The 19,699-nt window shown below is 58.7% G+C and carries 20 protein-coding genes; 10 read left to right on the forward strand and 10 right to left on the reverse strand.

Going from position 1 to position 19,699, the window contains the following annotated elements:
• The first annotated feature begins 223 nt into the window (after window positions 1-223).
• From ACE04F_RS25455 to araH, 4 genes are all read left to right on the forward strand, one after another.
• Window positions 224-1,042, forward strand: a complete 819-nt coding sequence (locus tag ACE04F_RS25455; protein ID WP_486110422.1) for an SDR family oxidoreductase — start codon at window positions 224-226, stop codon at window positions 1,040-1,042.
• 174 nt (window positions 1,043-1,216) lie between these two features.
• Window positions 1,217-2,221, forward strand: coding sequence for a substrate-binding domain-containing protein (locus tag ACE04F_RS25460; protein ID WP_486110423.1), 1,005 nt, complete (start codon window positions 1,217-1,219; stop codon window positions 2,219-2,221).
• A 75-nt stretch (window positions 2,222-2,296) separates the two neighbouring features.
• Window positions 2,297-3,841, forward strand: coding sequence for an L-arabinose ABC transporter ATP-binding protein AraG (araG, locus tag ACE04F_RS25465; protein ID WP_486110424.1), 1,545 nt, complete (start codon window positions 2,297-2,299; stop codon window positions 3,839-3,841).
• Window positions 3,842-3,850: 9 nt separating this feature from the next.
• Window positions 3,851-4,819: an L-arabinose ABC transporter permease AraH gene (gene araH, locus ACE04F_RS25470; protein ID WP_305496039.1), complete on the forward strand. Its 969-nt coding sequence runs from the start codon at window positions 3,851-3,853 to the stop codon at window positions 4,817-4,819.
• A gap of 273 nt (window positions 4,820-5,092) precedes the next feature.
• Here araH and ACE04F_RS25475 read toward each other — a convergent pair whose 3' ends face one another.
• A complete protein-coding gene (locus ACE04F_RS25475; RefSeq protein WP_486110425.1) occupies window positions 5,093-5,473 on the reverse strand; it encodes a Rho termination factor N-terminal domain-containing protein in 381 nt (126 codons plus the stop codon).
• 46 nt (window positions 5,474-5,519) lie between these two features.
• The gene (locus tag ACE04F_RS25480; RefSeq protein WP_486110426.1) at window positions 5,520-5,861 is read right to left on the reverse strand and encodes a hypothetical protein; all 342 of its coding nucleotides are present in this window, start codon (window positions 5,859-5,861) and stop codon (window positions 5,520-5,522) included.
• Window positions 5,862-6,027: 166 nt separating this feature from the next.
• Between ACE04F_RS25480 and ACE04F_RS25485 the strand changes: the two genes are divergently transcribed.
• Window positions 6,028-6,510, forward strand: coding sequence for a GNAT family N-acetyltransferase (locus tag ACE04F_RS25485; RefSeq protein WP_486110427.1), 483 nt, complete (start codon window positions 6,028-6,030; stop codon window positions 6,508-6,510).
• A gap of 52 nt (window positions 6,511-6,562) precedes the next feature.
• Here the strand turns inward: ACE04F_RS25485 and ACE04F_RS25490 are convergent, their stop codons facing one another.
• The 8 genes from ACE04F_RS25490 to ACE04F_RS25525 all read right to left on the reverse strand — a co-directional run bounded on the left by ACE04F_RS25490 (window position 6,563) and on the right by ACE04F_RS25525 (window position 14,594).
• Window positions 6,563-7,771, reverse strand: coding sequence for an MFS transporter (locus ACE04F_RS25490; protein ID WP_486110428.1), 1,209 nt, complete (start codon window positions 7,769-7,771; stop codon window positions 6,563-6,565).
• A 22-nt stretch (window positions 7,772-7,793) separates the two neighbouring features.
• A complete protein-coding gene (locus ACE04F_RS25495) occupies window positions 7,794-8,399 on the reverse strand; it encodes a thiamine pyrophosphate-dependent enzyme (protein WP_486110429.1) in 606 nt (201 codons plus the stop codon).
• Window positions 8,396-8,923, reverse strand: a complete 528-nt coding sequence (locus ACE04F_RS25500; protein ID WP_486110430.1) for a thiamine pyrophosphate-binding protein — start codon at window positions 8,921-8,923, stop codon at window positions 8,396-8,398. The genes ACE04F_RS25495 and ACE04F_RS25500 overlap by 4 nt, the downstream gene beginning before the upstream one ends.
• 10 nt (window positions 8,924-8,933) lie before the next feature.
• Window positions 8,934-10,259: a hypothetical protein gene (locus ACE04F_RS25505; protein ID WP_486110431.1), complete on the reverse strand. Its 1,326-nt coding sequence runs from the start codon at window positions 10,257-10,259 to the stop codon at window positions 8,934-8,936.
• Between the two features lie 72 nt (window positions 10,260-10,331).
• Complete coding sequence (locus tag ACE04F_RS25510) at window positions 10,332-11,384, reverse strand: hypothetical protein (protein WP_486110432.1); 1,053 nt, start codon at window positions 11,382-11,384, stop codon at window positions 10,332-10,334.
• Window positions 11,385-11,455: 71 nt separating this feature from the next.
• Window positions 11,456-12,490, reverse strand: a complete 1,035-nt coding sequence (locus ACE04F_RS25515; RefSeq protein WP_486110433.1) for a hypothetical protein — start codon at window positions 12,488-12,490, stop codon at window positions 11,456-11,458.
• A complete protein-coding gene (locus tag ACE04F_RS25520; RefSeq protein ID WP_486110434.1) occupies window positions 12,487-13,251 on the reverse strand; it encodes a TauD/TfdA dioxygenase family protein in 765 nt (254 codons plus the stop codon). Before ACE04F_RS25520 ends, ACE04F_RS25515 begins: the two co-directional genes overlap by 4 nt.
• Entirely contained in the window at window positions 13,248-14,594 is a 1,347-nt protein-coding gene (locus ACE04F_RS25525; protein ID WP_486110435.1) for a DUF6002 family protein, read from the reverse strand. The genes ACE04F_RS25520 and ACE04F_RS25525 overlap by 4 nt, the downstream gene beginning before the upstream one ends.
• 395 nt (window positions 14,595-14,989) lie before the next feature.
• Between ACE04F_RS25525 and ACE04F_RS25530 the strand changes: the two genes are divergently transcribed.
• The 5 genes from ACE04F_RS25530 to dgoD all read left to right on the forward strand — a co-directional run bounded on the left by ACE04F_RS25530 (window position 14,990) and on the right by dgoD (window position 19,666).
• Window positions 14,990-15,415 (forward strand): hypothetical protein, encoded by a 426-nt coding sequence (locus ACE04F_RS25530; RefSeq protein WP_486110436.1) that lies wholly within the window; start codon window positions 14,990-14,992, stop codon window positions 15,413-15,415.
• A gap of 388 nt (window positions 15,416-15,803) precedes the next feature.
• Entirely contained in the window at window positions 15,804-16,670 is an 867-nt protein-coding gene (locus tag ACE04F_RS25535) for an alpha/beta hydrolase (RefSeq protein WP_486110437.1), read from the forward strand.
• 173 nt (window positions 16,671-16,843) lie between these two features.
• Window positions 16,844-17,827, forward strand: coding sequence for a 2-dehydro-3-deoxygalactonokinase (locus ACE04F_RS25540; RefSeq protein WP_486110438.1), 984 nt, complete (start codon window positions 16,844-16,846; stop codon window positions 17,825-17,827).
• A 20-nt stretch (window positions 17,828-17,847) separates the two neighbouring features.
• Window positions 17,848-18,468, forward strand: a complete 621-nt coding sequence (locus tag ACE04F_RS25545) for a 2-dehydro-3-deoxy-6-phosphogalactonate aldolase (RefSeq protein ID WP_486110439.1) — start codon at window positions 17,848-17,850, stop codon at window positions 18,466-18,468.
• A 49-nt stretch (window positions 18,469-18,517) separates the two neighbouring features.
• Window positions 18,518-19,666: a galactonate dehydratase gene (gene dgoD, locus ACE04F_RS25550; protein WP_486110440.1), complete on the forward strand. Its 1,149-nt coding sequence runs from the start codon at window positions 18,518-18,520 to the stop codon at window positions 19,664-19,666.
• Window positions 19,667-19,699: the final 33 nt, after the last annotated feature.

A 19,699-nucleotide genomic window follows, 5' to 3' on the forward strand; every position in this document is an offset into this window, starting at 1 on the left:
GATGTAAATATATATATTGAGATTATTTGGCGGTCGGGTTTATAGTCGGCTCCATCAGCAATACGCACTCACACTTAAAAAAACAAAACAGGTGAAGCGATGCATCGAATTTCCCCCGAACGCCCCAACGGCGTTCGCCAGCTACTGTCCGTTCCGCCGTTTCCTGACCGGTCACCCGTGGGTGCCCGGTTTTTCTCGTGCCTTGCCTCGGGAGCCCAGGTTCATGGCTGAAGCGCTTTGCTTGCCACTGGTTCCGGAGCCGCCGCAGGGCGAACGGTTGAAAGGCAAGGTCGTGCTGCTGACGGGTGCTGCCCAGGGCATTGGCGAGGCAATCGTTGCTGCGTTTGCTTCCCAACAGGCGCGGCTGGTCATCAGCGACATCCAGGCTGAAAAAGTCGAGGCCGTCGCCGCCCATTGGCGTGGGCGCGGTGCGGATGTACAAGCACTCAAGGTCGATGTTTCAAGCCAGCAGGATCTGCACGCCATGGCCCGGCGAGCGGTTGAACTGCACGGGCGCATCGACGTATTGGTGAATTGCGCTGGCGTCAATGTATTCCGCGACCCTCTGGAAATGACCGAGGAAGACTGGCGCCGTTGCTTCGCCATCGACCTGGACGGTGCCTGGTATGGCTGCAAGGCGGTGTTGCCACAGATGATCGAGCAGGGCGTGGGCAGCATCATCAACATCGCGTCGACCCATTCGTCCCACATCATTCCCGGCTGTTTCCCTTACCCGGTGGCCAAGCATGGCCTGCTCGGGCTGACCCGTGCCCTCGGCATCGAATACGCCCCCAAAGGCGTGCGGGTGAATGCCATTGCGCCGGGCTACATCGAGACCCAGCTGAATATCGATTACTGGAATGGCTTCGCCGATCCCCGGGCCGAACGCCAGCGTGCGCTGGATCTGCACCCGCCGCGGCGTATCGGCCAGCCGATCGAAGTGGCAATGACGGCGGTGTTCCTGGCCAGTGACGAAGCACCTTTCATCAACGCTTCATGCATCACCATTGATGGTGGACGTTCGGTCATGTACCACGACTGAATATTCCTGGAATGCGGTGTGAAACTTCGCCTGTAATCCAATCATCATACGATATGACTATTTAGACCTATGCTGTGCAGTAACACGATTGACCGGCCAGCCTGCGCTTTTCCACCCAACGTGGAGCAGATCCCTGGACGTTTGGCTTTCAATAAAAAAAACAAGGAGTCAGCTATGAAACATCGTCGTGGGATCCGTTCCCTGTGTCGCGCCGCCCTGGCGGTTACCGCGTTCAGTCTCAGCAGCCATCTGCTGGCGGCCGATGCGGTAAAAATCGGTTTCCTGGTCAAGCAGGCCGAGGAGCCCTGGTTCCAGACCGAATGGGCATTCGCCGAGAAGGCGGCCAAGGACAAAGGCTTCCAGTTGATCAAGATCGCCGTGCCTGACGGCGAGAAAACCCTCTCCGCTATCGACAGCCTGGCCGCCAACGGTGCCAAGGGCTTTGTGATCTGCCCGCCGGATGTGTCCCTCGGCCCGGCCATCATGGCCAAGGCCAAGCTCAACGACCTCAAGGTGATCGCCGTGGACGACCGTTTCGTCGACGCCAGCGGCAAATTCATGGAAGACGTGCCGTACCTGGGCATGGCCGCCTTCGAGGTTGGCCAGAAGCAGGGCGCCGCGATGGCTGCCGAGGCGAAAAAACGCAACTGGGACTGGAAAGAAACCTACGCGGTGATCAACACCTTCAACGAGCTGGACACCGGCAAGAAACGCACCGACGGTTCGGTCGATGCCCTGAAGAAGGCCGGGATGCCGGAAGACCATATCCTGTTCACAGCGCTGAAGACCCTCGACGTGCCGGGCAGCATGGACTCCACCAACTCGGCGTTGGTCAAGCTGCCAAGCGCCGCGAAAAACCTGATCATCGGTGGCATGAACGACAACACCGTGCTGGGTGGCGTGCGCGCTACCGAAGCAGCCGGCTTCAAGGCGGCCAATGTGATCGGTATCGGCATCAACGGCACCGACGCCATCGGCGAACTGAAGAAACCCGATAGCGGCTTCTTCGGCTCGATGCTGCCAAGCCCGCACATCGAAGGCTACAAGACCGCCGAAATGATGTACGAGTGGATCACCACCGGCAAGGAGCCGCCGAAGTACACCGCCATGGACGAGGTGACGCTGATCACCCGGGAGAACTTCAAGCAGGAACTGGAAAAGATCGGCCTGTGGAATTGACGGCTGGTTGATTCAAAAGCGGCCCTGGTCACAGGCGTGACCGGGCCGCTTGATCTCTGTGAGTTCGAGGTGGTTATGCAAGCGCAAACAGCGACACGGCAACACAACACTGGCGGCAGCTTGCGATTCAACGGGATCGGCAAGACCTTTCCCGGCGTGCAGGCCCTGGCCAATATCAGTTTCGTCGCCCATCCAGGGCAGGTTCATGCCTTGATGGGTGAAAACGGCGCGGGCAAGTCCACGTTGCTCAAGATCCTGGGCGGCGCCTATATCCCGAGCAGCGGCGACTTGCAGATCGGTGAGCAGACGATGGCGTTCAAAGGCACCGCCGACAGTATCGCCAGCGGTGTGGCGGTGATTCACCAGGAGCTGCACCTGGTGCCGGAAATGACTGTCGCCGAAAATCTGTTCCTTGGCCATTTGCCGGCGCGTTTCGGCCTGGTCAATCGCGGCGTGCTGCGCCAGCGGGCGTTGGCGCTGCTCAAAGGCCTGGCGGACGAAATCGACCCGCAGGAAAAAGTCGGTCGCCTGTCCCTCGGCCAGCGCCAGTTGGTGGAAATCGCCAAGGCATTATCCCGTGGCGCCCACGTCATTGCTTTCGACGAACCGACCAGCAGCCTCTCGGCGCGGGAAATCGACCGTTTGATGGCGATCATCGCCCGCCTGCGGGACGAGGGCAAAGTGGTGTTGTACGTCAGCCACCGCATGGAAGAAGTCTTTCGAATCTGTAATGCGGTGACGGTGTTCAAGGACGGTCGTTATGTCCGGACCTTCGAAAACATGAGCGAATTGACCCACGATCAACTCGTCACCTGCATGGTCGGTCGTGATATCCAGGACATCTATGACTACCGTCCGCGTGAGCGTGGCGATGTGGCGCTGCAGGTGAAAGGGCTGCTGGGGCCGGGCCTGCGCGAGCCGGTGAGTTTCGAGGTGCACAAGGGTGAAATTCTTGGCCTCTTCGGGCTGGTCGGCGCCGGTCGTACCGAGCTGTTTCGCTTGCTCAGTGGCCTGGAGCGCCAGAGCGAGGGCAGTCTTGTCCTGCACGGCAAGGAACTGAAACTGCGTTCGCCACGGGATGCCATCGCCGCTGGCGTGCTGCTCTGCCCGGAGGATCGCAAGAAGGAAGGCATCATTCCGTTGGGCAGTGTCGGCGAGAACATCAACATCAGCGCGCGTCCGTCCCATTCGACCCTCGGCTGCCTGCTGCGCGGCGAATGGGAGCGGGGCAATGCCGACAAGCAGATCAAGTCGCTGAAGGTGAAGACCCCGGCGGCGAGCCAGAAAATCATGTACCTGTCGGGTGGCAACCAGCAGAAAGCGATCCTCGGGCGTTGGCTGTCGATGCCGATGAAAGTGCTGCTGCTGGACGAGCCGACACGGGGCATCGACATCGGTGCCAAGGCCGAGATCTACCAGATCATCCACAACCTGGCGGCCGATGGCATCGCCGTGATCGTGGTGTCCAGCGACCTGATGGAAGTGATGGGTATTTCCGATCGGATCCTGGTGCTGTGCGAAGGGGCCATGCGCGGCGAGCTGCCGCGTGACCAGGCCAACGAATCCAACCTGCTGCAACTGGCGCTGCCGCGCCAACGCGTTGCCGACGCGGCGAACTGAGAGGTAATCATGACCATTCAAAACAATGCACTGCCAACGGCACGCAAGCCCCTCGACCTGCGCCGCTTCCTCGACGACTGGGTCATGCTGCTGGCGGCTATCGGCATCTTTGTGCTCTGCACCCTGATGATCGACAACTTCCTGTCGCCGCTGAACATGCGGGGCCTGGGCCTGGCGATTTCCACCACCGGCATTGCCGCCTGCACCATGCTTTATTGCCTGGCTTCCGGTCACTTCGACCTGTCGGTGGGCTCGGTCATTGCCTGTGCCGGCGTGGTCGCTGCCGTGGTAATGCGCGACACCAACAGCGTGTTCCTCGGTGTCAGCGCGGCGCTGGTGATGGGCCTGATTGTCGGTCTGATCAACGGCATCGTCATTGCGAAACTACGGGTCAACGCTTTGATCACGACGCTGGCGACGATGCAGATCGTTCGCGGCCTGGCGTATATCTTCGCTAATGGTAAAGCGGTCGGCGTGTCCCAGGAATCGTTCTTCGTGTTCGGCAACGGCCAGCTGTTTGGCGTGCCGGTGCCGATCCTGATCACGATTGTCTGCTTCCTGTTCTTCGGCTGGTTGTTGAACTACACCACCTACGGGCGCAACACCATGGCCATCGGCGGCAACCAGGAAGCGGCGTTGTTGGCGGGGGTGAACGTTGATCGCACCAAGATCATCATCTTCGCCGTGCATGGCGTCATTGGCGCGTTGGCGGGGGTGATCCTGGCGTCGCGCATGACCTCGGGCCAACCAATGATCGGCCAGGGTTTCGAGCTGACGGTGATCTCGGCCTGCGTATTGGGCGGGGTTTCGCTGAGTGGCGGGATCGGCATGATTCGCCACGTCATTGCCGGTGTGCTGATCCTTGCGATCATCGAGAACGCGATGAACCTGAAGAACATAGACACGTTCTACCAGTACGTCATCCGTGGTTCGATCCTGTTGCTGGCGGTGGTGATCGACCGGTTGAAGCAGCGCTGAAGATCAGTGGCGACTGATCTGCCGCTATCGCGAGCAGGTTCGCTCCCACAGGGTTTGTACCTGGCGCAGAAACAACAGCGCACCGCAGATCCTATGTGGGAGCGAGCCTGCTCGCGAAGGCGTCAGCACATCCAACACTTCCTTGGCTGACCCACCGCTTTCGCGAGCAGGCTCGCTCCACAGGTTTTATATCCGGCGCAGAAAACTCGGCACGCCGCAGAACCAGTGTGGGAGCGAGCCTGCTCGCGAAGGCGTTCTTGCCGACGCCAACCATTACCCAGCCTTGCGCAACGCCTCGACCAGCTCCTGCTTGCGCATCTTCGAGCGCCCGGGGATGTTTTTCGCCCGGGCTTCCTTCATCAGGCTGTCCACCGTCTGGGCCTCAGGGGAGGCTTTGCTGGTGCGCGGCTGGCCCTCACGCGACTTGACGGCGCGCCGGGCCGATTCCTTGCGGTCGGATTGCTTGGCCTCGGCGGGTTTTTTCTTTCCGGAGCCGCCGGAGCGTTCGCCACCCCCGGACTGCTTGTTGACCGTCGCCCAGGCCCGAGCTTCGGCCTTGCCCTCCGGCACGCCTTTTTGCTCATAACTCTCTTCGATGTGCTCGGCCTTGCGCTTTTGTTTGTCGGTGTACTTGTCTTTGCTTCCACGAGGCATGAACTGTTCCTCTTCTGTTGTGTGAGCAGAGCCACCACGAGCCGGGCTATTGGCTGGCGCCACCTTCCGAACCGGAACCGCCGGTGGTGGTTTTCGAACCTACGCCGGTGTCGGCGTTATCGGGAGTGGTGTCGTCCGGGGTGTTCATGCCGCCCTGGCGACCGGTGTCGTTGCCTTGGACCCGTGGATCGGTGCCCGTGGCGGGCGGCTGGCCATTGTTCAAGGTGCCGCCGGTGCCGTCGGTATTCAGCTTGGGCAGGCCTTGGGTGGCGGGCGAATTCGGTGCCTGGACCGGATCGGTTGGGCCGGTCCCTGAAGTCGTGGCCGCGAAAGCCGCCGAGGACAACAAAGCGGTGAACGTGAGCGCAGTCAGCCTGGAACTGATCATGGTGTAGCCTCCATTTTAGGAATGCTTGCCTGATTTTTGGCTGCGCGGGAGCGGGGTTGGTGCCTTGAGGGCGACGAACGGCACTGTGAAAGTTGTCTTCGGAAGATGTGACGAGCGCCGCGCGGCGGCTTAATATAGTGCTTTCAATTGGCTATAAGGCCCGTTCATGTCAATCGAGATCCGTCCCGCGCAACCCAGCGATGCGCCGCAAATCCTGGCCTTCATCACTGAGCTTGCCGATTACGAAAAAGCCCGCCACGAAGTCATCGCCAGCGTTACCGATATCGAGCGCAGCCTATTCAGCGAAGGCGCAACCGCCCATGGGCTGATCTGCCTGCGTGATGACGTGCCGATCGGTTTCGCGGTGTTTTTCTTCAGTTACTCCACCTGGCTAGGCAGCAACTGCCTGTACCTCGAAGACCTGTATATCACTCCCGAACAACGCGGCGGCGGGGCGGGTAAGACGTTGTTGCGGCATCTGGCGAAGATCGCCTGCGACAACGACTGCGGTCGCTTTGAGTGGAGCGTGCTGGACTGGAACACTCCGGCCATCGAGTTCTACAAATCCCTCGGCGCGCAACCCCAGGAAGAGTGGGTGCGCTACCGCATGGATGGCAAGGTCTTGAGGGATTTTGCCCAAGGCAACTGACGCTTCATACAGGGTACTGATTGCCGGTGGGTAACGGCTCCCGCTGAATGTTTCACAGGTCTTGCTCGGCCAGGACTCCGCTGTTTGATCGCTGCGCCAAACGAGACATCAGAGCTGCCGTCACCAATAGGGACAGGGCACCGAATATCGTAATGGTGTAGCCGGCTCCGAGGAGTTCGGCGGTGCCGCCCGCAGCCAAGGCAAAGATGCCTTGGGCTGCCAGTCGGCCAGAGGACTCGAGTCCTTGGACCTGGCCGATACGATCCTGGGGAATGTGGTCCATCAGACGCTCTTGGAGTCCCAACGACGCAGAGAATCCGAGGCTGGCGATCAGGACCAGCAGCGCGGCGAACGTCCAAGGCAATTCGATGAAAAATATCAGGTAGGGCGCCGCCAGCAACACTCGCTGGTAGAAGTTGATCCTTCTGCGGGTGTCGGAGCGCAGCCATCGGCCAACCACAAGATCACCGAACAGCATGCCGACCGCCCCCGCCGCCAGAAGATATCCAGCGTTGTCCTGAGCGTAGGGAATAAACAAGCTTTCGGCACCCACCACGATTCCATTCGGCACCCACAGTGCCAACAGCAGGACCTTGACGTGGGGGTGGCGCAGCGCCCACTTGTTAACTGCCTGAGTGGTTGCAAACCCGGTTGATCGATGTGCTTTGTTTATCTGTGTGCCGGGGCGGGACGTGGATGGTAGCCCCCACAGCACGATGCATGCTCCCAAGGTCATGAGTATTGCGAGCGCTACAAACATAGGGGGCGGATCCACAATCTGGATAAGCACTCCTCCAAAAGCAAAGCCACAGATCTGGACGGCCCCGTTCGTCAAATTCAGAAGGCTGCGAGCCATGGCATAGTTATTACGTCCGACACTGGTCGCGACCAACCCCAGCTGCAGGCCACCGCTGATCGCCGCGAGAAGCCCACTGAAAAGCAGAAGGACAAATCGGATCCACAAGGGAAGCGGCAAAGCCTGGGCACCCATGCAGATTGCGCTGAGAAGTTGCAGGACGGTCATCAGCGCGCGGGGCGACGAGGTGTCGGCCAATGACATCAGGCTCGCGGCGCCCAAAAGATTGGCCAGTGAAGGCGCAAACATCGCAAATGACGTGAGAAACGTTGATCCGGTCGCGGCATTGACGACGGTGCCCAGGTAAAGGCCAGACATGGACGTAGCCAGCACATTGGTAACTTGTGTGGCGAACAGGCTGCCGAATTGACGCTCGCGTAGCAGTGAAAGATATCCAGCTGACATCAACGTTCTAACTCCCTGTTCATCATCGCGCCAGCGAAGTATCCCGTGGAGGGCAGCTCTTGATGAAGGCTTGGAACTGCCTGGCGACGTCTGGAAGGGGCAAGCCTATACGCCCCAAGGGATCCGGACCGGGCTGCACATGACAATTGAGTAAAGCACTGCGCCCACTCGAAACAGTGGCCACCGCAGCTGGGAGCGTTTCAGCGAACATTGCCGCTGACGTTTGCAGCTCTGTTACAAAGCCATAGCGTGCGGCCCTGGCCAAGTCGCAGATAGCGTCAACGCTCGACGGGACGTCTTGGCCTCCGGTGGAGGAGTAGCCGGAGTCATTGGCGATGATGTGCAAGATGGCGCTGTCAGTTTCGTGCTCAAGGAGCAGGCAATGCAGCCCCATCAGCATCGCACCGTCTCCGTCGACAATTACCGGATGGCGGGAGCCGGCCCCCAACCTCCTTGCTACGCCACGCCCGACCGCGGAGGCCATACCCATGCTCCCCACCATGTAGAAATGGTTGGCCGCCGCAGGCCGCAAAGTGAATGCAATCCGTGACGCGTAGCCCGTGGTGAAGATAATTGGATGTTCCTCGAAACGGGCGACTACTTCGGTGATAAGTTCTGTCTTGTTCATGGGCACCATCCAAAATACTCGGGAGCGATCAACACCGCGCAGGGACCACTTCGGGCAAGATCCTGTGTGACAAGCAAATCGTCGGGAGCGGCGAGCAGGGTCGTTGCAACGCCCCACTGGGATAGAATCGAAGCGGTTGCCGCACCCATTGCCGTGTTCTCGGGTGTCGTGTCGTTTCCGGTCCCTCTGAGACTGATGATCAAGGTGACGTGGATGTCGTAAGGACATATGAGCGATGCCATGACATTTATGCAGTTTCCAAACCCGGAATTCTGCATGAGCACGGCTGGATACCCGCCGGCGAGTGCTTCACCGGCAGCGAAAGCGAGCGCTGTGTCCTCTCGTGACACTGTAACCAAGGAAAGGCCATCATTTTTGCTCTGTGCCTGGCGCCACAATGGCGCCAGGATTCCGCACGGAGTACCCGTCAGAGAAGTGGTGCCTGCTTCCGTCAAGGTGCCGAGCAGATGCCTGGCTCGGTTGGTGGGTGAGTTCTGATTGATAACGTGGATTGGCATTGACATGGTTCTCTCCTTAGTCGGATGCGACGGCGGTCTCGAATGCTCCAAATCCTTCACAGCTGACGACTCCGTAGCTGTCATCGGGCCGGTACCGTGCCCAACCGCTGCCCGCGCGACCGCCGAACACGAAGAAGCTGATAATGGGGCGCATCTTCAGCAGCTCAGTCTCGGCGTCATGGGTCCCATGGCTCATCCACACCTGCTGCAGGCACGGTTCAACGTATTCCTGGACGATGGCATTCCTTGATGCGGCCGCGGTTGTGACCCGGTCGTTCCATTGCGCTTGCGATACGTCACGCCCTATCGTGACTTGGCGCCCCTGCATGCCGATAGCCTCTTTGAGTACCAGGCGCTCCTGATGCGCGAGACAGAAAGGTAAAAGCGCACCCTCGGCACCTTCAAGCAGGGTCGTATTTCGGTCAGCGAGACAACGCGACCAGGGCACAAACTCCGCCACCGTTGCGTAATCCTGGCGTGTCATCCAAGGCAGGCCTTCGGAAAGCCAGGCAAGGGTCTTTTTGTTAGCCAGGAACGCCGAGGTTTGCGGGCCGAGGAGCAGGGATCCTCCTTCGAGCCAACGCCGCACAGTAGATAGGTCGATGCCAAGCTCGGCCCACTCAGGAATGGTGAACATGCGCAGGCTAAGCGGGAACGCGGCGCGGCTATTACCGCTGGCAGCTTCAAGAATGCTATCGAGGTTTTCGGGTTCGCAGAAATCTGCGACCAGACCTTGGCGATGCAGCGCTTCGACTTCGAGGTCAAATACTTTGGTGTTGTTGGTATATTCAAGGTCGCGTACCGATCCTACCACCAGAACCCGACCCTCCAGACCCTCCCGCGTAGCTATTTCACGAAAGGCCCTGGCGCGGTCGTCATAGGGGCTGCTCCAATTGAAGCGAATCGGATCTCGCCGACCGTAGGCGGCCTGTAAGCCGGTCTGCAGGCACGCCAATTCCGGCACGCCGCCTACGGCGCCACTGACGTTGAACTCAAGTACCTTGGGACCAGATGTGGTGAGTACAAAGTCAGGGCGGGCAAATACGTCACAATACCGTTCCTCAAAATGCAGGTCGGTGCTGAACAATGGATAGTCTTGCTCGGTGGCTCCGTAAGCATTGAGCCTTGCTCGAGTCGAGTCGCCCACAGAAAGTGCGGCACGTTTCAAAAGCTCCAATAGACATACAGACGCCTCTTGGAGCTTTCGATGAGCGCGGCGGTCAAGGATCACCGGCGAAATTGGGCAAGACTCCCGGGATTGGATTCCGGTGTCGGCCAAATGAGACTGTAAGATGCGGCGGGTGAGTTCGATGGGCGCGGTAGGGCGAGGTGTATTGGGCATATCAGGGCCTCTTGCGTAGAAGTGCTGAGGTTGTTCACAGCGGCGATTTCCAGAAGGAGCGTTACGCTCGACTCAGGTATTGCCCCCCCTCCGGGCGTAAGGATTTACAGCGTCATCCAAGGAGAGGAATTCATCGATGGGAATATGCAGTGGCGGGTTCAACCCACCCATCTGGGCGCTGAACTCACGCATCGCGCCTTGATTCCCCTCCATGAAATACACCGGTGCAAATCCGCTAGGCGTGTCGATCAGCATCGGGTTATGTAATAGGAAACGTCGTACTCCCGGACTATCGCGGTGGACCTTCAGTCGCAGGAATTTGTGACGGAAATGGTTGGGGGCTTGGCAAACCTGGGCTCCCAGTTTGCGTTTCCACTGGAATATGCCTTTGGAAATGAATGCTTCGGTACCGAACAGATCCATGGTCTGGATTGAGCTGTTATTGGCGCAGTGTTTGAGCATCATGTAATAGAGGTTCTTGAATGCTCCGTTGTCGTAGTGCTCATCAGCCCCCTCGTCGACCCCTAGCAGTCGTGTAGTGAACACGCTACCCACCTGGGTAAACAGGCATCCGGCTACTGGGCCTGCGGACGATTCAGACAAAAATAATCCTCCCTGCCTGACGATGTGTAGCGCCAGATCCAAGGACTCGGTTCGCGCTGCGTCAGCGTGTCGTTTAGCCATCGTTGGCAGGTGCATCCGAAAGTAAAAGCGACGTACTTCATTTTCATCTGTCGTGATTCGCGCGCGCCATTGCTCTTGGTTCAACGATGACGAGAAGCGTGAACGCTCGCGTTTTGAAACCGCCTGCTTTACCGACTCAAGATCTGGAGTCGGGATCGCAAGGTGGACGCGAAAGGGCAAGACCAGCTCCCGAACGCCGGCGGGCGCCCCGCGTACCGAGGTGCCATGCAGCGAGATATCGGCCACTGCGCCATCATTGTTGCTTTCCCAATTGATTGCCCCTGGAAAGTCCCGCGATCGCAGGACATCCGTGAGCTTTAGAATATTGGCCAGCCCTTGGGGAATGCCGGCATACGAAATAGAAGGCGCATGCGGACACGCCGGTACTGTACTGGTCACGGTGCCTATTTTGGGTCCCCACGAATCCAGCAGCCTGTGCATGCGGATAACCCCTGGATGCGACGAGTTCCTCCAGCCATATCGGACGGCCGTCGCAAGTCTTGCTGGCAGCGTCATAGCGATCTCCCAAGCAGATTCACCCATGTTTCAAGATCGTCGCTGTTTACCCTGAGGTCGGGCGGCGCCAGCGCTCCCATGCCATTACGAGCTTCTGGTGACAGCTCCAGGACACCATCATGGATATTCCATCCTTCGGCGATGCACTCCTGTTCATGTCTGGTACGGACCTGATTCAAGTCAGCGCCCGAAAGCTTGATACAAGGCTTCGCTCCGCGGGCCAACCCTACGCTCACCGGCATCGCACCCGTTTCTGCGTTGACTCCGGGCAGGCATGCTGTCACCGAAGTCGAGGTCGCCAGCTCAGCCACCAATGACGCCGCTGCTGTGGCCCCGATGTCATTGCGTTCCTCCCGCGTCAAGGCGCGCCGCTGTTCCAGTGCTTCGGTGTGCAGGGCCATGGGCTCATGAATGCGCCCGTCCCTGAAGTCGTACATCAACGGCGCCTTTCTGTAGTTTTTCCCCAGATGCGAATGGTGGGCCAAGGCCTGAAGACGGTTGCCCTGTTCGCCAAAGTCTTGAGCCCAATTCAGCGTCTGGGCGTTTCCCAGACCCGCGTCGAACGGGCTTCCGAGTAAGCGGGCGACGGGGTTGACCAATTCCGGGTAACAAGCGTTGAGCAACAACCCGCCGTTGCCGCATGAACGCGCTGCCCTGGCAACGTTTATTGCGATGGGAAGTTGTAACGGCAGCGTTGAGCCGAAAGGCGCTCCGGTCCCTGTTCCCGAGCCATACGGCGAATAAGCAGACGCCGCAGATACGATCACGTCCGGCTTACAGGTCACCATCAATGCACGCAGGTTTTCTAATCCCTCCTCGCCCAGGAGGGTGCGCATCGGCGCTCGACTTACAGACTGAGACTTTACTGGCACGTCATCGTCCGGTAAGGCGGGCGGCTGGACGTCGCGGTAACACTGGACGATCTTCAGACGCTCATTGAACGTGTCTGACAGGCGTGCAAGCAGCGTCCGTGCAAACCGTCCACGTCCGACAATAAGAACTCTCAGGGCAGCGCTTTCATTCCAGCTCATAGAGCGCTTCCTTGCAGCCCACCGGTCGCACCGATCTGCAGCCGCCGCAGGTGCCGTCGGCTATCCTGGAATGCGTTGCGCGCGTGCAGCACACGCCAGTTGTCCCATAACAAGATGTCGTTTTGTGCGTAACGAACCCACACCGAATCCGTCATGTAGCGTGACTGCCAATCGTGTTGCAAGGTCGTCGCGACCGGGTCGTTCTCATGCAAAAGATTATTGCAGGAGAACCGCACGATACGACCTAGGTCAGTCTCCTCGAGGATCGGATGCTCGGTGCGTAGGTCCAGCCCTTGCCGTCGTATGCCCTCGGTGGTTTTCCAGGCAAATACGGTCTTGAACAGATGCTCGCGCGAGGTGTCATCAAGCGCATCGATCCATGGCTGGGTTAGCGCGAGCGTGGTCTCCCCACCGTCGCCCTCGGCTGGTACCACGCACCAAAGCATGATGTATCGGGGTGGAAGGTGTTTGAAGTCGTATCCCTCAGTGTGGGGCGTGAGCGGCTGGTGATTGCCGGCATGGTAGACGTCGTCCATGCCTGGTTCGGGGCGTACATTGCCTACAACTGCCCCTCCGTAGTTAGGTACGAAACTACCTAATCGTCGGCCGAAGCGGACGTAGTCAAATCCGTCCGGAACGTTGACGATTTGTACGTAGCCGTGCTCCTTGAGAAGTGACTGAGCCGTGGCATGCAGATTTTCCAGAGGGAGGGGCTCATCGTTGAAGTCGATGGCTGAGACGATACTAATCGGCGAGTTCATCCAAATGTTCTCCCTCTGGCATGCTCGATTACGTCATCAAGCTCTTGGGCTTGGTCCTGGTGCAAACGCGTCAGATGTTGATGAGGTACCGGAGCAAAATCGCTATCGGTATAGCTGCCGCTATTGTGAAGCACTACCGATCCGACACCGTCCAGCAATCCGCGCGCATGGGCCAGGCGCGCTCCGGTGGCCGCCATCAATAACGAGTGCTCCCGAAGACGACTCGGGTCGTCTGGCAGATGCACGTCGGTGCGTGATAGAGCGGCTCGGACCTGGGTGTAACCCTTTTCGCACTCGATACGGCTGACGACTATCCCCGTGCCGCCATGTTCAGTGATGTAGCCCTCCATCTCTGGCTGCGTAGCAGGTGCTGAGGTATAGAACGTGGTATCGATGCATTCGTCAGGTCGGTTGGTTTCAGCGGGAAAGTGCAGCGAGTCTGTCTGTTGAAACCTTCCATTGGCGCTAAGGTGGTACTGGGGCATCTTTTCTCTGTTAAAGGTGCCTCGCGTCAGATGCAGGACCATGTCAGGGGTGTCGAGATGTTGAACAAGCAGGTAACCGGGTCGCAGCGGTGCGTCTGGCCTGCGTTGAGCCCACCCCCGACTGTGCCCAATCAACCCAAAGGCGCTGGAAACGCTATGTGCGTGCCAACGACGTACCTCCGGGGCGAAACGGTCAATCTCCAGAAATGCCCGCAGTTGATCGGCGAGCACGTAATTGTCCAGGGAAAGGGTGAACCACAATCGCCGTTTTGATGCCAGGGAGGGAAGCCTGCGAGCGGCGCTGGAAACCATCTTCTTGACCGTGTCGCGCGTAGAGGTTTGAACGGTCACGAGTGGATTGAGGACGCGCAGCCGCTCATCCGACGATAGGGGGCTATCCCATAGTTTAAGCTCTGCATCGGCCGGTACCACGCAAACGATATTCAGGGTGTCGGGAGACGCGAGTCCAAGCTCATAGGCGCGGTACACCGCCGCACGCAGCGCGGTCGCTTTGTTTCCGGAGGAGGGGGTGACGATTGTGACCGCCTCGCCGCTGCGACGGTTGTGCTCGATCGCCCGGGCGACCATGAGCAGAGAAGGATTGGTTTTGGTTGTGCGGGTTCGTTCGAACCTGGACATATTGAGCAGAATGGTTTCAATGCCCAGACCCAAGTCAATAAGGGAGTAACTTATGGACGAAGCGGAAAAAAATTGAGTTACCTGCGGGTCTAACTCGGGAAGGAACCCAGGCGTGAAGAGCCCGTCCCCCGATTGCTCTAGATGGTCGGTAACTGCACGCAGTTGATTACTGATGCTGTCATAATAATCGCATATTGGATTTTCAATTAAAGTGGTCACGCTAAAACTCCGTGGTGAATTTTAGTCAGGGCACGATGGCCATTGTTATGATATTGGATCCAAAAATTAAACGTCTCAGCGAGACTAGTCAGAAGTGTTTAAAAAAACAAAATTTTTTTTGATTTTTATCGTTGCTGTCAGTAACTCATTGGTGCCAAAGGTTTTATTGTTCGCTGAGCATCGTTACATAGCGCTGCGTTTGTTTGCGGAAGCGTAACGGCGTGAAGTTCAATTTTATTAAAGAAGATTTTTTTATTTTAAAGATTTTTGTAAAAATAAAAACTTATAAGGAAATCTTGCCAAGGTGAAAGATGCGGCTAGGCTGTTTCATCAACTTCTTCGGCATGTTAAAGATGTGTCGTGGGGATGGACTTCAAACTAGAGTGAGCCAACTGATGAGCAATAGATTTTCTCTAGAAACCTGGCCTGAGAGTGGCGGCATCGCGCTATTGTCGCCGAATGCACTTTTGCCAACTGAACAATTTATTGAAGAGAGGGTGCTGCAAGTCGCCCACGAGATCATCCAAAAGGGCTTTTGGCTGCGGCCAATCCTCGTCGAACGGGCCTCATGGGTCATCATGGACGGACATCATCGGCGCGAGTTCGCCCGGCGAAGTTCGTTGAAAGTGGTTCCTTGCCTGATGCTCGATTATTCGCAAGTCGAACTGAAATCCCGTCAGGTCGGCATTGAAGTGACTGCCAACGAGGTTATCGCCAGGGGGCTGGAAGGGCGTCCTTATCCACCCAAGACCACTCGACATATCATAAGCTCAACGTTAGATGTCGAATGCCGATATGCGCTGGCCGACTTGTCTCGCTAACGCTGGGGAGGGTGAAATGGTCGAGATGCTGCACACTCGCTGGGATTGATGTGGCAACTTTCGCCGGGATGCGCCTGGGAAGTTTTTTTCGTGGAGTAGGGCGTAAATCACTTGCAGGTCAAAGAGTTACATGGTTGGCCAGCTGTTGGTGTGCAGTGGTTAACTATAATTTTCGCAATGGACTGTGTCGCCCAGTATGCGCGGGCGGCTACGGGCGGTTAGTTGTTAGGGCAATATTGGAGTTCATTTGGTTGGAATATTTTCTCGCTAATTCGTATTTCATTATTGGCTGTGACGTAGGTGGGTTGAGTGAGCTTACGCACGGGTTAGTAAATAATGACCGCTTTTTCTGCGGGTCTGGGAACAAATAGGACGGAAGGAGTACTTGATGTTCGAAGATTTTTCTCTCGAGACTGTTGTCTTGCCTGAGGCAACGTTAAGGGTCAGGCACGGAGGCAGTGGCCCTCCTGTTTTGTTGCTTCATGGACACCCTCGTACTCACGCGACCTGGCACCGTGTAGCGCCGTTGCTGGCGCAACATCACACGGTTGTTTGCCCCGACCTGAGAGGTTTTGGCCGCTCCTCCAAACCTGCGGACACTCCAGACCATGCAGGCTCTTCAAAACGCGCCAAGGCCCGTGATTGTATAGCGTTGATGCACCATTTAGGGCACGAGCGGTTTTCGGTTATCGGCCATGATCGGGGCGCTTACACGGCCTTTCGCATGGCCATGGATCATCCCGAAGCCATAACTCATCTCGGGGTGCTGGACGGTGTACCGATTATTGAAGCGTTGGAACGCTGCGACGAGCAATTCGCGACAATGTGGTGGCATTGGTTCTTCTTCAGCCAACCCGAGAAACCAGAGCAAGCCATTCTGGTCGATCCAGACGCATGGTATGGAGGCTCCCCCGAGAAAATGGGGGCCGAAGCCTATGAGGATTACAGCGAAGCCATCCATGATCCCGAGACGGTTCATGGCATGGTTGAGGATTACCGTGCAGGCCCTGGGATCGACCGAGATCACGACGATGCCGACCGGCGCGCCGGGCGTCGGATAGCGTGTCCAACCATGATCCTGTGGTCAAAGCGTGATGACCTCAAACTTATTTATGAAGACGTTTTGGCAGTTTGGGAGCCGTGGACGACGAAGCAGCAAGGGCGGGCTTTGGACTGCGGGCACCACATGGCGGAAGAGGCGCCCGAAGAGTTGGCCGCTGAAATCCTTGCGTTTCTACGCGACAGACCAGCCTAGCGGTATTGCCGCGTTGCGTCGGGCAGATCGCGGGTAGCGGTGCCCTTGGGCATGGACTGCACGATGATTATTTGTCCCGTTATGTGGGATGCTTTTTTATATGTTGAGATTTTTTTGCGCCAAGGTTTATAGTCCGCTTCACTCACTGCCAAAAAACAAAACAGGTGAAGCGGATGCAGGCGCAATTGATAGCGCTCGATTGGGGTACGACCTCATTACGGGCTTACAAACTTGCCGCTGGGGGCGAGGTGCTCGAACAGCGTTCGCTGTCGTCGGGGATCATGCAGTTGCCGTCCGGGCCGCGCACGGTCGCCGGCCAGGCGTGCAGCGACGGTTTCGAGCTGGCCTTCGATGAAGCCTGCGGCGACTGGCTCGATGCGCAGCCAGGTTTGCCCGTCATCGCTTGTGGCATGGTCGGCAGCGCCCAGGGCTGGCGCGAAGCGCCTTACTGCGACACGCCGGCAAACGTCGCCAACCTCGGACATTCCCTACAGGTCATCCGCAGTCTTCGCGGCGTCGATGTGCACATCGTGCCGGGAGTAATCCAGCGTTCCCGACTGCCCAATGTCATGCGCGGCGAAGAAGCCCAGGTGCTCGGTGCGTTGGCCAGCCTGCCGAACGAAGCGGTGCTGATCGGCCTGCCGGGCAGCCATTCGAAATGGGTGGAAGTGGCCGAGGGCTGCATCGTGCATTTCGACACTTTCATGACCGGCGAGATCTTCGCCGTGCTCAGCGACCACAGCATTCTCGGCCGCACCCAGCAACGCGGTGCGGCGTTCGACGGCGCGGCGTTCGATCGCGGCGTGCAGGTTGCGCTGTCGGTAGACGGTCAGATCGGCCCGCTGTCCACGGTATTCAGCGCCCGCAGCCTGGGCTTGACCGGCGAGCTCGGCGCCAGCGCCCAGGCCGATTATCTTTCCGGCCTGCTCATCGGCCATGAACTGACCGCCCTGGCCGCCGTGCAGCGGCAGCGACGCAACAGCGTGCATCTGCCTACGGTGGTGCTGATCGGCAACTCTCAACTGTGTGCCCGCTATCAACGGGCTCTCGACGCCTGCGGGTTTGCCCGCGTGACCCTGGCCGAACAGGCCACCGAGCGCGGACTGTGGCAACTGGCCGTGGCAGCCGGCCTGCTCGACGCCACCGCATCGCGTTAAATCTGACTGGAGACCCTGACATGCTTACCCAAGCACTGGCGCAAAACGGGCTGATCGCGATCTTGCGCGGCCTACGTCCCGAAGAGGCGGCCGCTATCGGCAAAGTCCTTTATGGCGCGGGATTTCGCGTCATCGAAGTACCGCTCAATTCTCCTGAGCCGTACGAAAGTATCCGCATCCTGCGCAGCACGTTGCCCGCCGATTGCCTGATCGGTGCCGGCACCGTGCTCACACCGGAGCAGGTCGAGCAGGTGAAAGCGGCTGGCGGCCAAGTGATCGTCATGCCCCATAGCGATCCGAAGGTGCTACGCGCGGCGAAAGCGGCGGGCTTGTACCTGTCGCCTGGCGTCGCCACGCCCACCGAAGCCTTTGCCGCGCTGGCCGAGGGCGCTCATGTATTGAAGATGTTCCCGGCCGAGCAGATGGGCCCGGCAGTGGTCAAGGCCTGGCTCGCGGTGCTGCCGGCCGGGACCGTGCTGGTGCCGGTGGGCGGGATCACGCCGGACAACATGGCGGTGTTCATCGAGGCTGGCGTCAAGGGTTTCGGCCTCGGCTCCGGGCTGTTCAAGCCGGGCCTGACCGTTGACGAAGTAGCGGTGCGCGCCAAGGCCTACGTGGCCGCATGGAACGCCTTGAACTGAAGACTTTCCCAGCGCCCCGCGCGCTGCATCCGACAAGAGAGACAAGAAGATGAAAATCACCAAGTTGACCACCTTTATCGTTCCGCCGCGCTGGTGCTTCCTCAAGGTCGAGACCGACGAGGGCGTGACGGGTTGGGGCGAGCCGGTGGTCGAAGGCCGTGCCCACACGGTGGCGGCCGCCGTCGAGGAATTGTCCGACTACCTGATCGGCAAAGACCCACGCAACATCGAGGACATCTGGACCGTGCTCTATCGCGGCGGTTTCTACCGCGGTGGTGCCATTCACATGAGCGCCCTGGCCGGTATCGACCAGGCATTGTGGGACATCAAGGGCAAGGCCTTGGGCGTGTCGGTCAGCGATCTGCTGGGTGGCCAGGTTCGCGACAAGATCCGCGTGTATTCGTGGATCGGCGGCGACCGTCCGGCGGACACTGCCCGAGCGGCGAAAGAAGCCGTGGCGCGGGGCTTCACGGCGGTGAAGATGAACGGCACCGAGGAGCTGCAGTTTCTCGACACGTTTGAAAAAGTCGACCTGGCCCTGGCCAACGTGGCGGCGGTGCGCGATGCGGTCGGGCCGAACATCGGTATTGGCGTGGACTTCCATGGCCGCGTGCACAAGCCGATGGCCAAGGTGCTGATGAAGGAACTCGATCCCTACAAACTGATGTTCATCGAGGAGCCGGTGCTCAGCGAAAACTACGAAGCGCTCAAGGAACTGGCGCCGCTGACCAGCACGCCGATCGCCTTGGGCGAGCGGTTGTTCTCGCGCTGGGACTTCAAGCGGGTGCTCAGCGAAGGCTACGTGGACATCATTCAGCCGGATGCGTCCCACGCCGGTGGCATCACCGAAACCCGCAAGATCGCCAACATGGCCGAGGCCTATGACGTGGCGCTGGCGTTGCACTGCCCGTTGGGCCCGATCGCGCTCGCGGCATGCCTGCAACTGGACGCGGCTTGCTACAACGCATTTATCCAGGAGCAGAGCCTGGGTATCCATTACAACGAGAGCAACGACTTGCTGGATTACATCAAGGATCCGCAGGTGTTCGACTATGACAAAGGCTTCGTGAAGATCCCCAACGGCCCGGGCCTGGGCATCGAGATCAACGAGGAATACGTCATCGAACGCGCGGCCATCGGCCACCGCTGGCGCAACCCGATCTGGCGCCATGCCGATGGCAGTTTTGCCGAGTGGTGAGTGAGGTCTGATTTCACCCGGCCTCTTGTGGGA

It is taken from the genome of Pseudomonas sp. AGC41, assembly GCF_057334555.1.

Excerpts from the sequence above, each read along its gene's own strand:
- ACE04F_RS25455 (WP_486110422.1), top strand. The coding sequence starts at position 224 with ATGGCTGAAGCGCTTTGCTTGCCACTGGTTCCGGAGCCGCCGCAGGGC.
- ACE04F_RS25460 (WP_486110423.1), top strand. The coding sequence starts at position 1,217 with ATGAAACATCGTCGTGGGATCCGTTCCCTGTGTCGCGCCGCCCTGGCG.
- araG (WP_486110424.1), top strand. The coding sequence starts at position 2,297 with ATGCAAGCGCAAACAGCGACACGGCAACACAACACTGGCGGCAGCTTG.
- araH (WP_305496039.1), top strand. The coding sequence starts at position 3,851 with ATGACCATTCAAAACAATGCACTGCCAACGGCACGCAAGCCCCTCGAC.
- ACE04F_RS25475 (WP_486110425.1), bottom strand. The coding sequence starts at position 5,473 with ATGCCTCGTGGAAGCAAAGACAAGTACACCGACAAACAAAAGCGCAAG.
- ACE04F_RS25480 (WP_486110426.1), bottom strand. The coding sequence starts at position 5,861 with ATGATCAGTTCCAGGCTGACTGCGCTCACGTTCACCGCTTTGTTGTCC.
- ACE04F_RS25485 (WP_486110427.1), top strand. The coding sequence starts at position 6,028 with ATGTCAATCGAGATCCGTCCCGCGCAACCCAGCGATGCGCCGCAAATC.
- ACE04F_RS25490 (WP_486110428.1), bottom strand. The coding sequence starts at position 7,771 with ATGTCAGCTGGATATCTTTCACTGCTACGCGAGCGTCAATTCGGCAGC.
- ACE04F_RS25495 (WP_486110429.1), bottom strand. The coding sequence starts at position 8,399 with ATGAACAAGACAGAACTTATCACCGAAGTAGTCGCCCGTTTCGAGGAA.
- ACE04F_RS25500 (WP_486110430.1), bottom strand. The coding sequence starts at position 8,923 with ATGTCAATGCCAATCCACGTTATCAATCAGAACTCACCCACCAACCGA.
- ACE04F_RS25505 (WP_486110431.1), bottom strand. The coding sequence starts at position 10,259 with ATGCCCAATACACCTCGCCCTACCGCGCCCATCGAACTCACCCGCCGC.
- ACE04F_RS25510 (WP_486110432.1), bottom strand. The coding sequence starts at position 11,384 with ATGCACAGGCTGCTGGATTCGTGGGGACCCAAAATAGGCACCGTGACC.
- ACE04F_RS25515 (WP_486110433.1), bottom strand. The coding sequence starts at position 12,490 with ATGAGCTGGAATGAAAGCGCTGCCCTGAGAGTTCTTATTGTCGGACGT.
- ACE04F_RS25520 (WP_486110434.1), bottom strand. The coding sequence starts at position 13,251 with ATGAACTCGCCGATTAGTATCGTCTCAGCCATCGACTTCAACGATGAG.
- ACE04F_RS25530 (WP_486110436.1), top strand. The coding sequence starts at position 14,990 with ATGAGCAATAGATTTTCTCTAGAAACCTGGCCTGAGAGTGGCGGCATC.
- ACE04F_RS25535 (WP_486110437.1), top strand. The coding sequence starts at position 15,804 with ATGTTCGAAGATTTTTCTCTCGAGACTGTTGTCTTGCCTGAGGCAACG.
- ACE04F_RS25540 (WP_486110438.1), top strand. The coding sequence starts at position 16,844 with ATGCAGGCGCAATTGATAGCGCTCGATTGGGGTACGACCTCATTACGG.
- ACE04F_RS25545 (WP_486110439.1), top strand. The coding sequence starts at position 17,848 with ATGCTTACCCAAGCACTGGCGCAAAACGGGCTGATCGCGATCTTGCGC.
- dgoD (WP_486110440.1), top strand. The coding sequence starts at position 18,518 with ATGAAAATCACCAAGTTGACCACCTTTATCGTTCCGCCGCGCTGGTGC.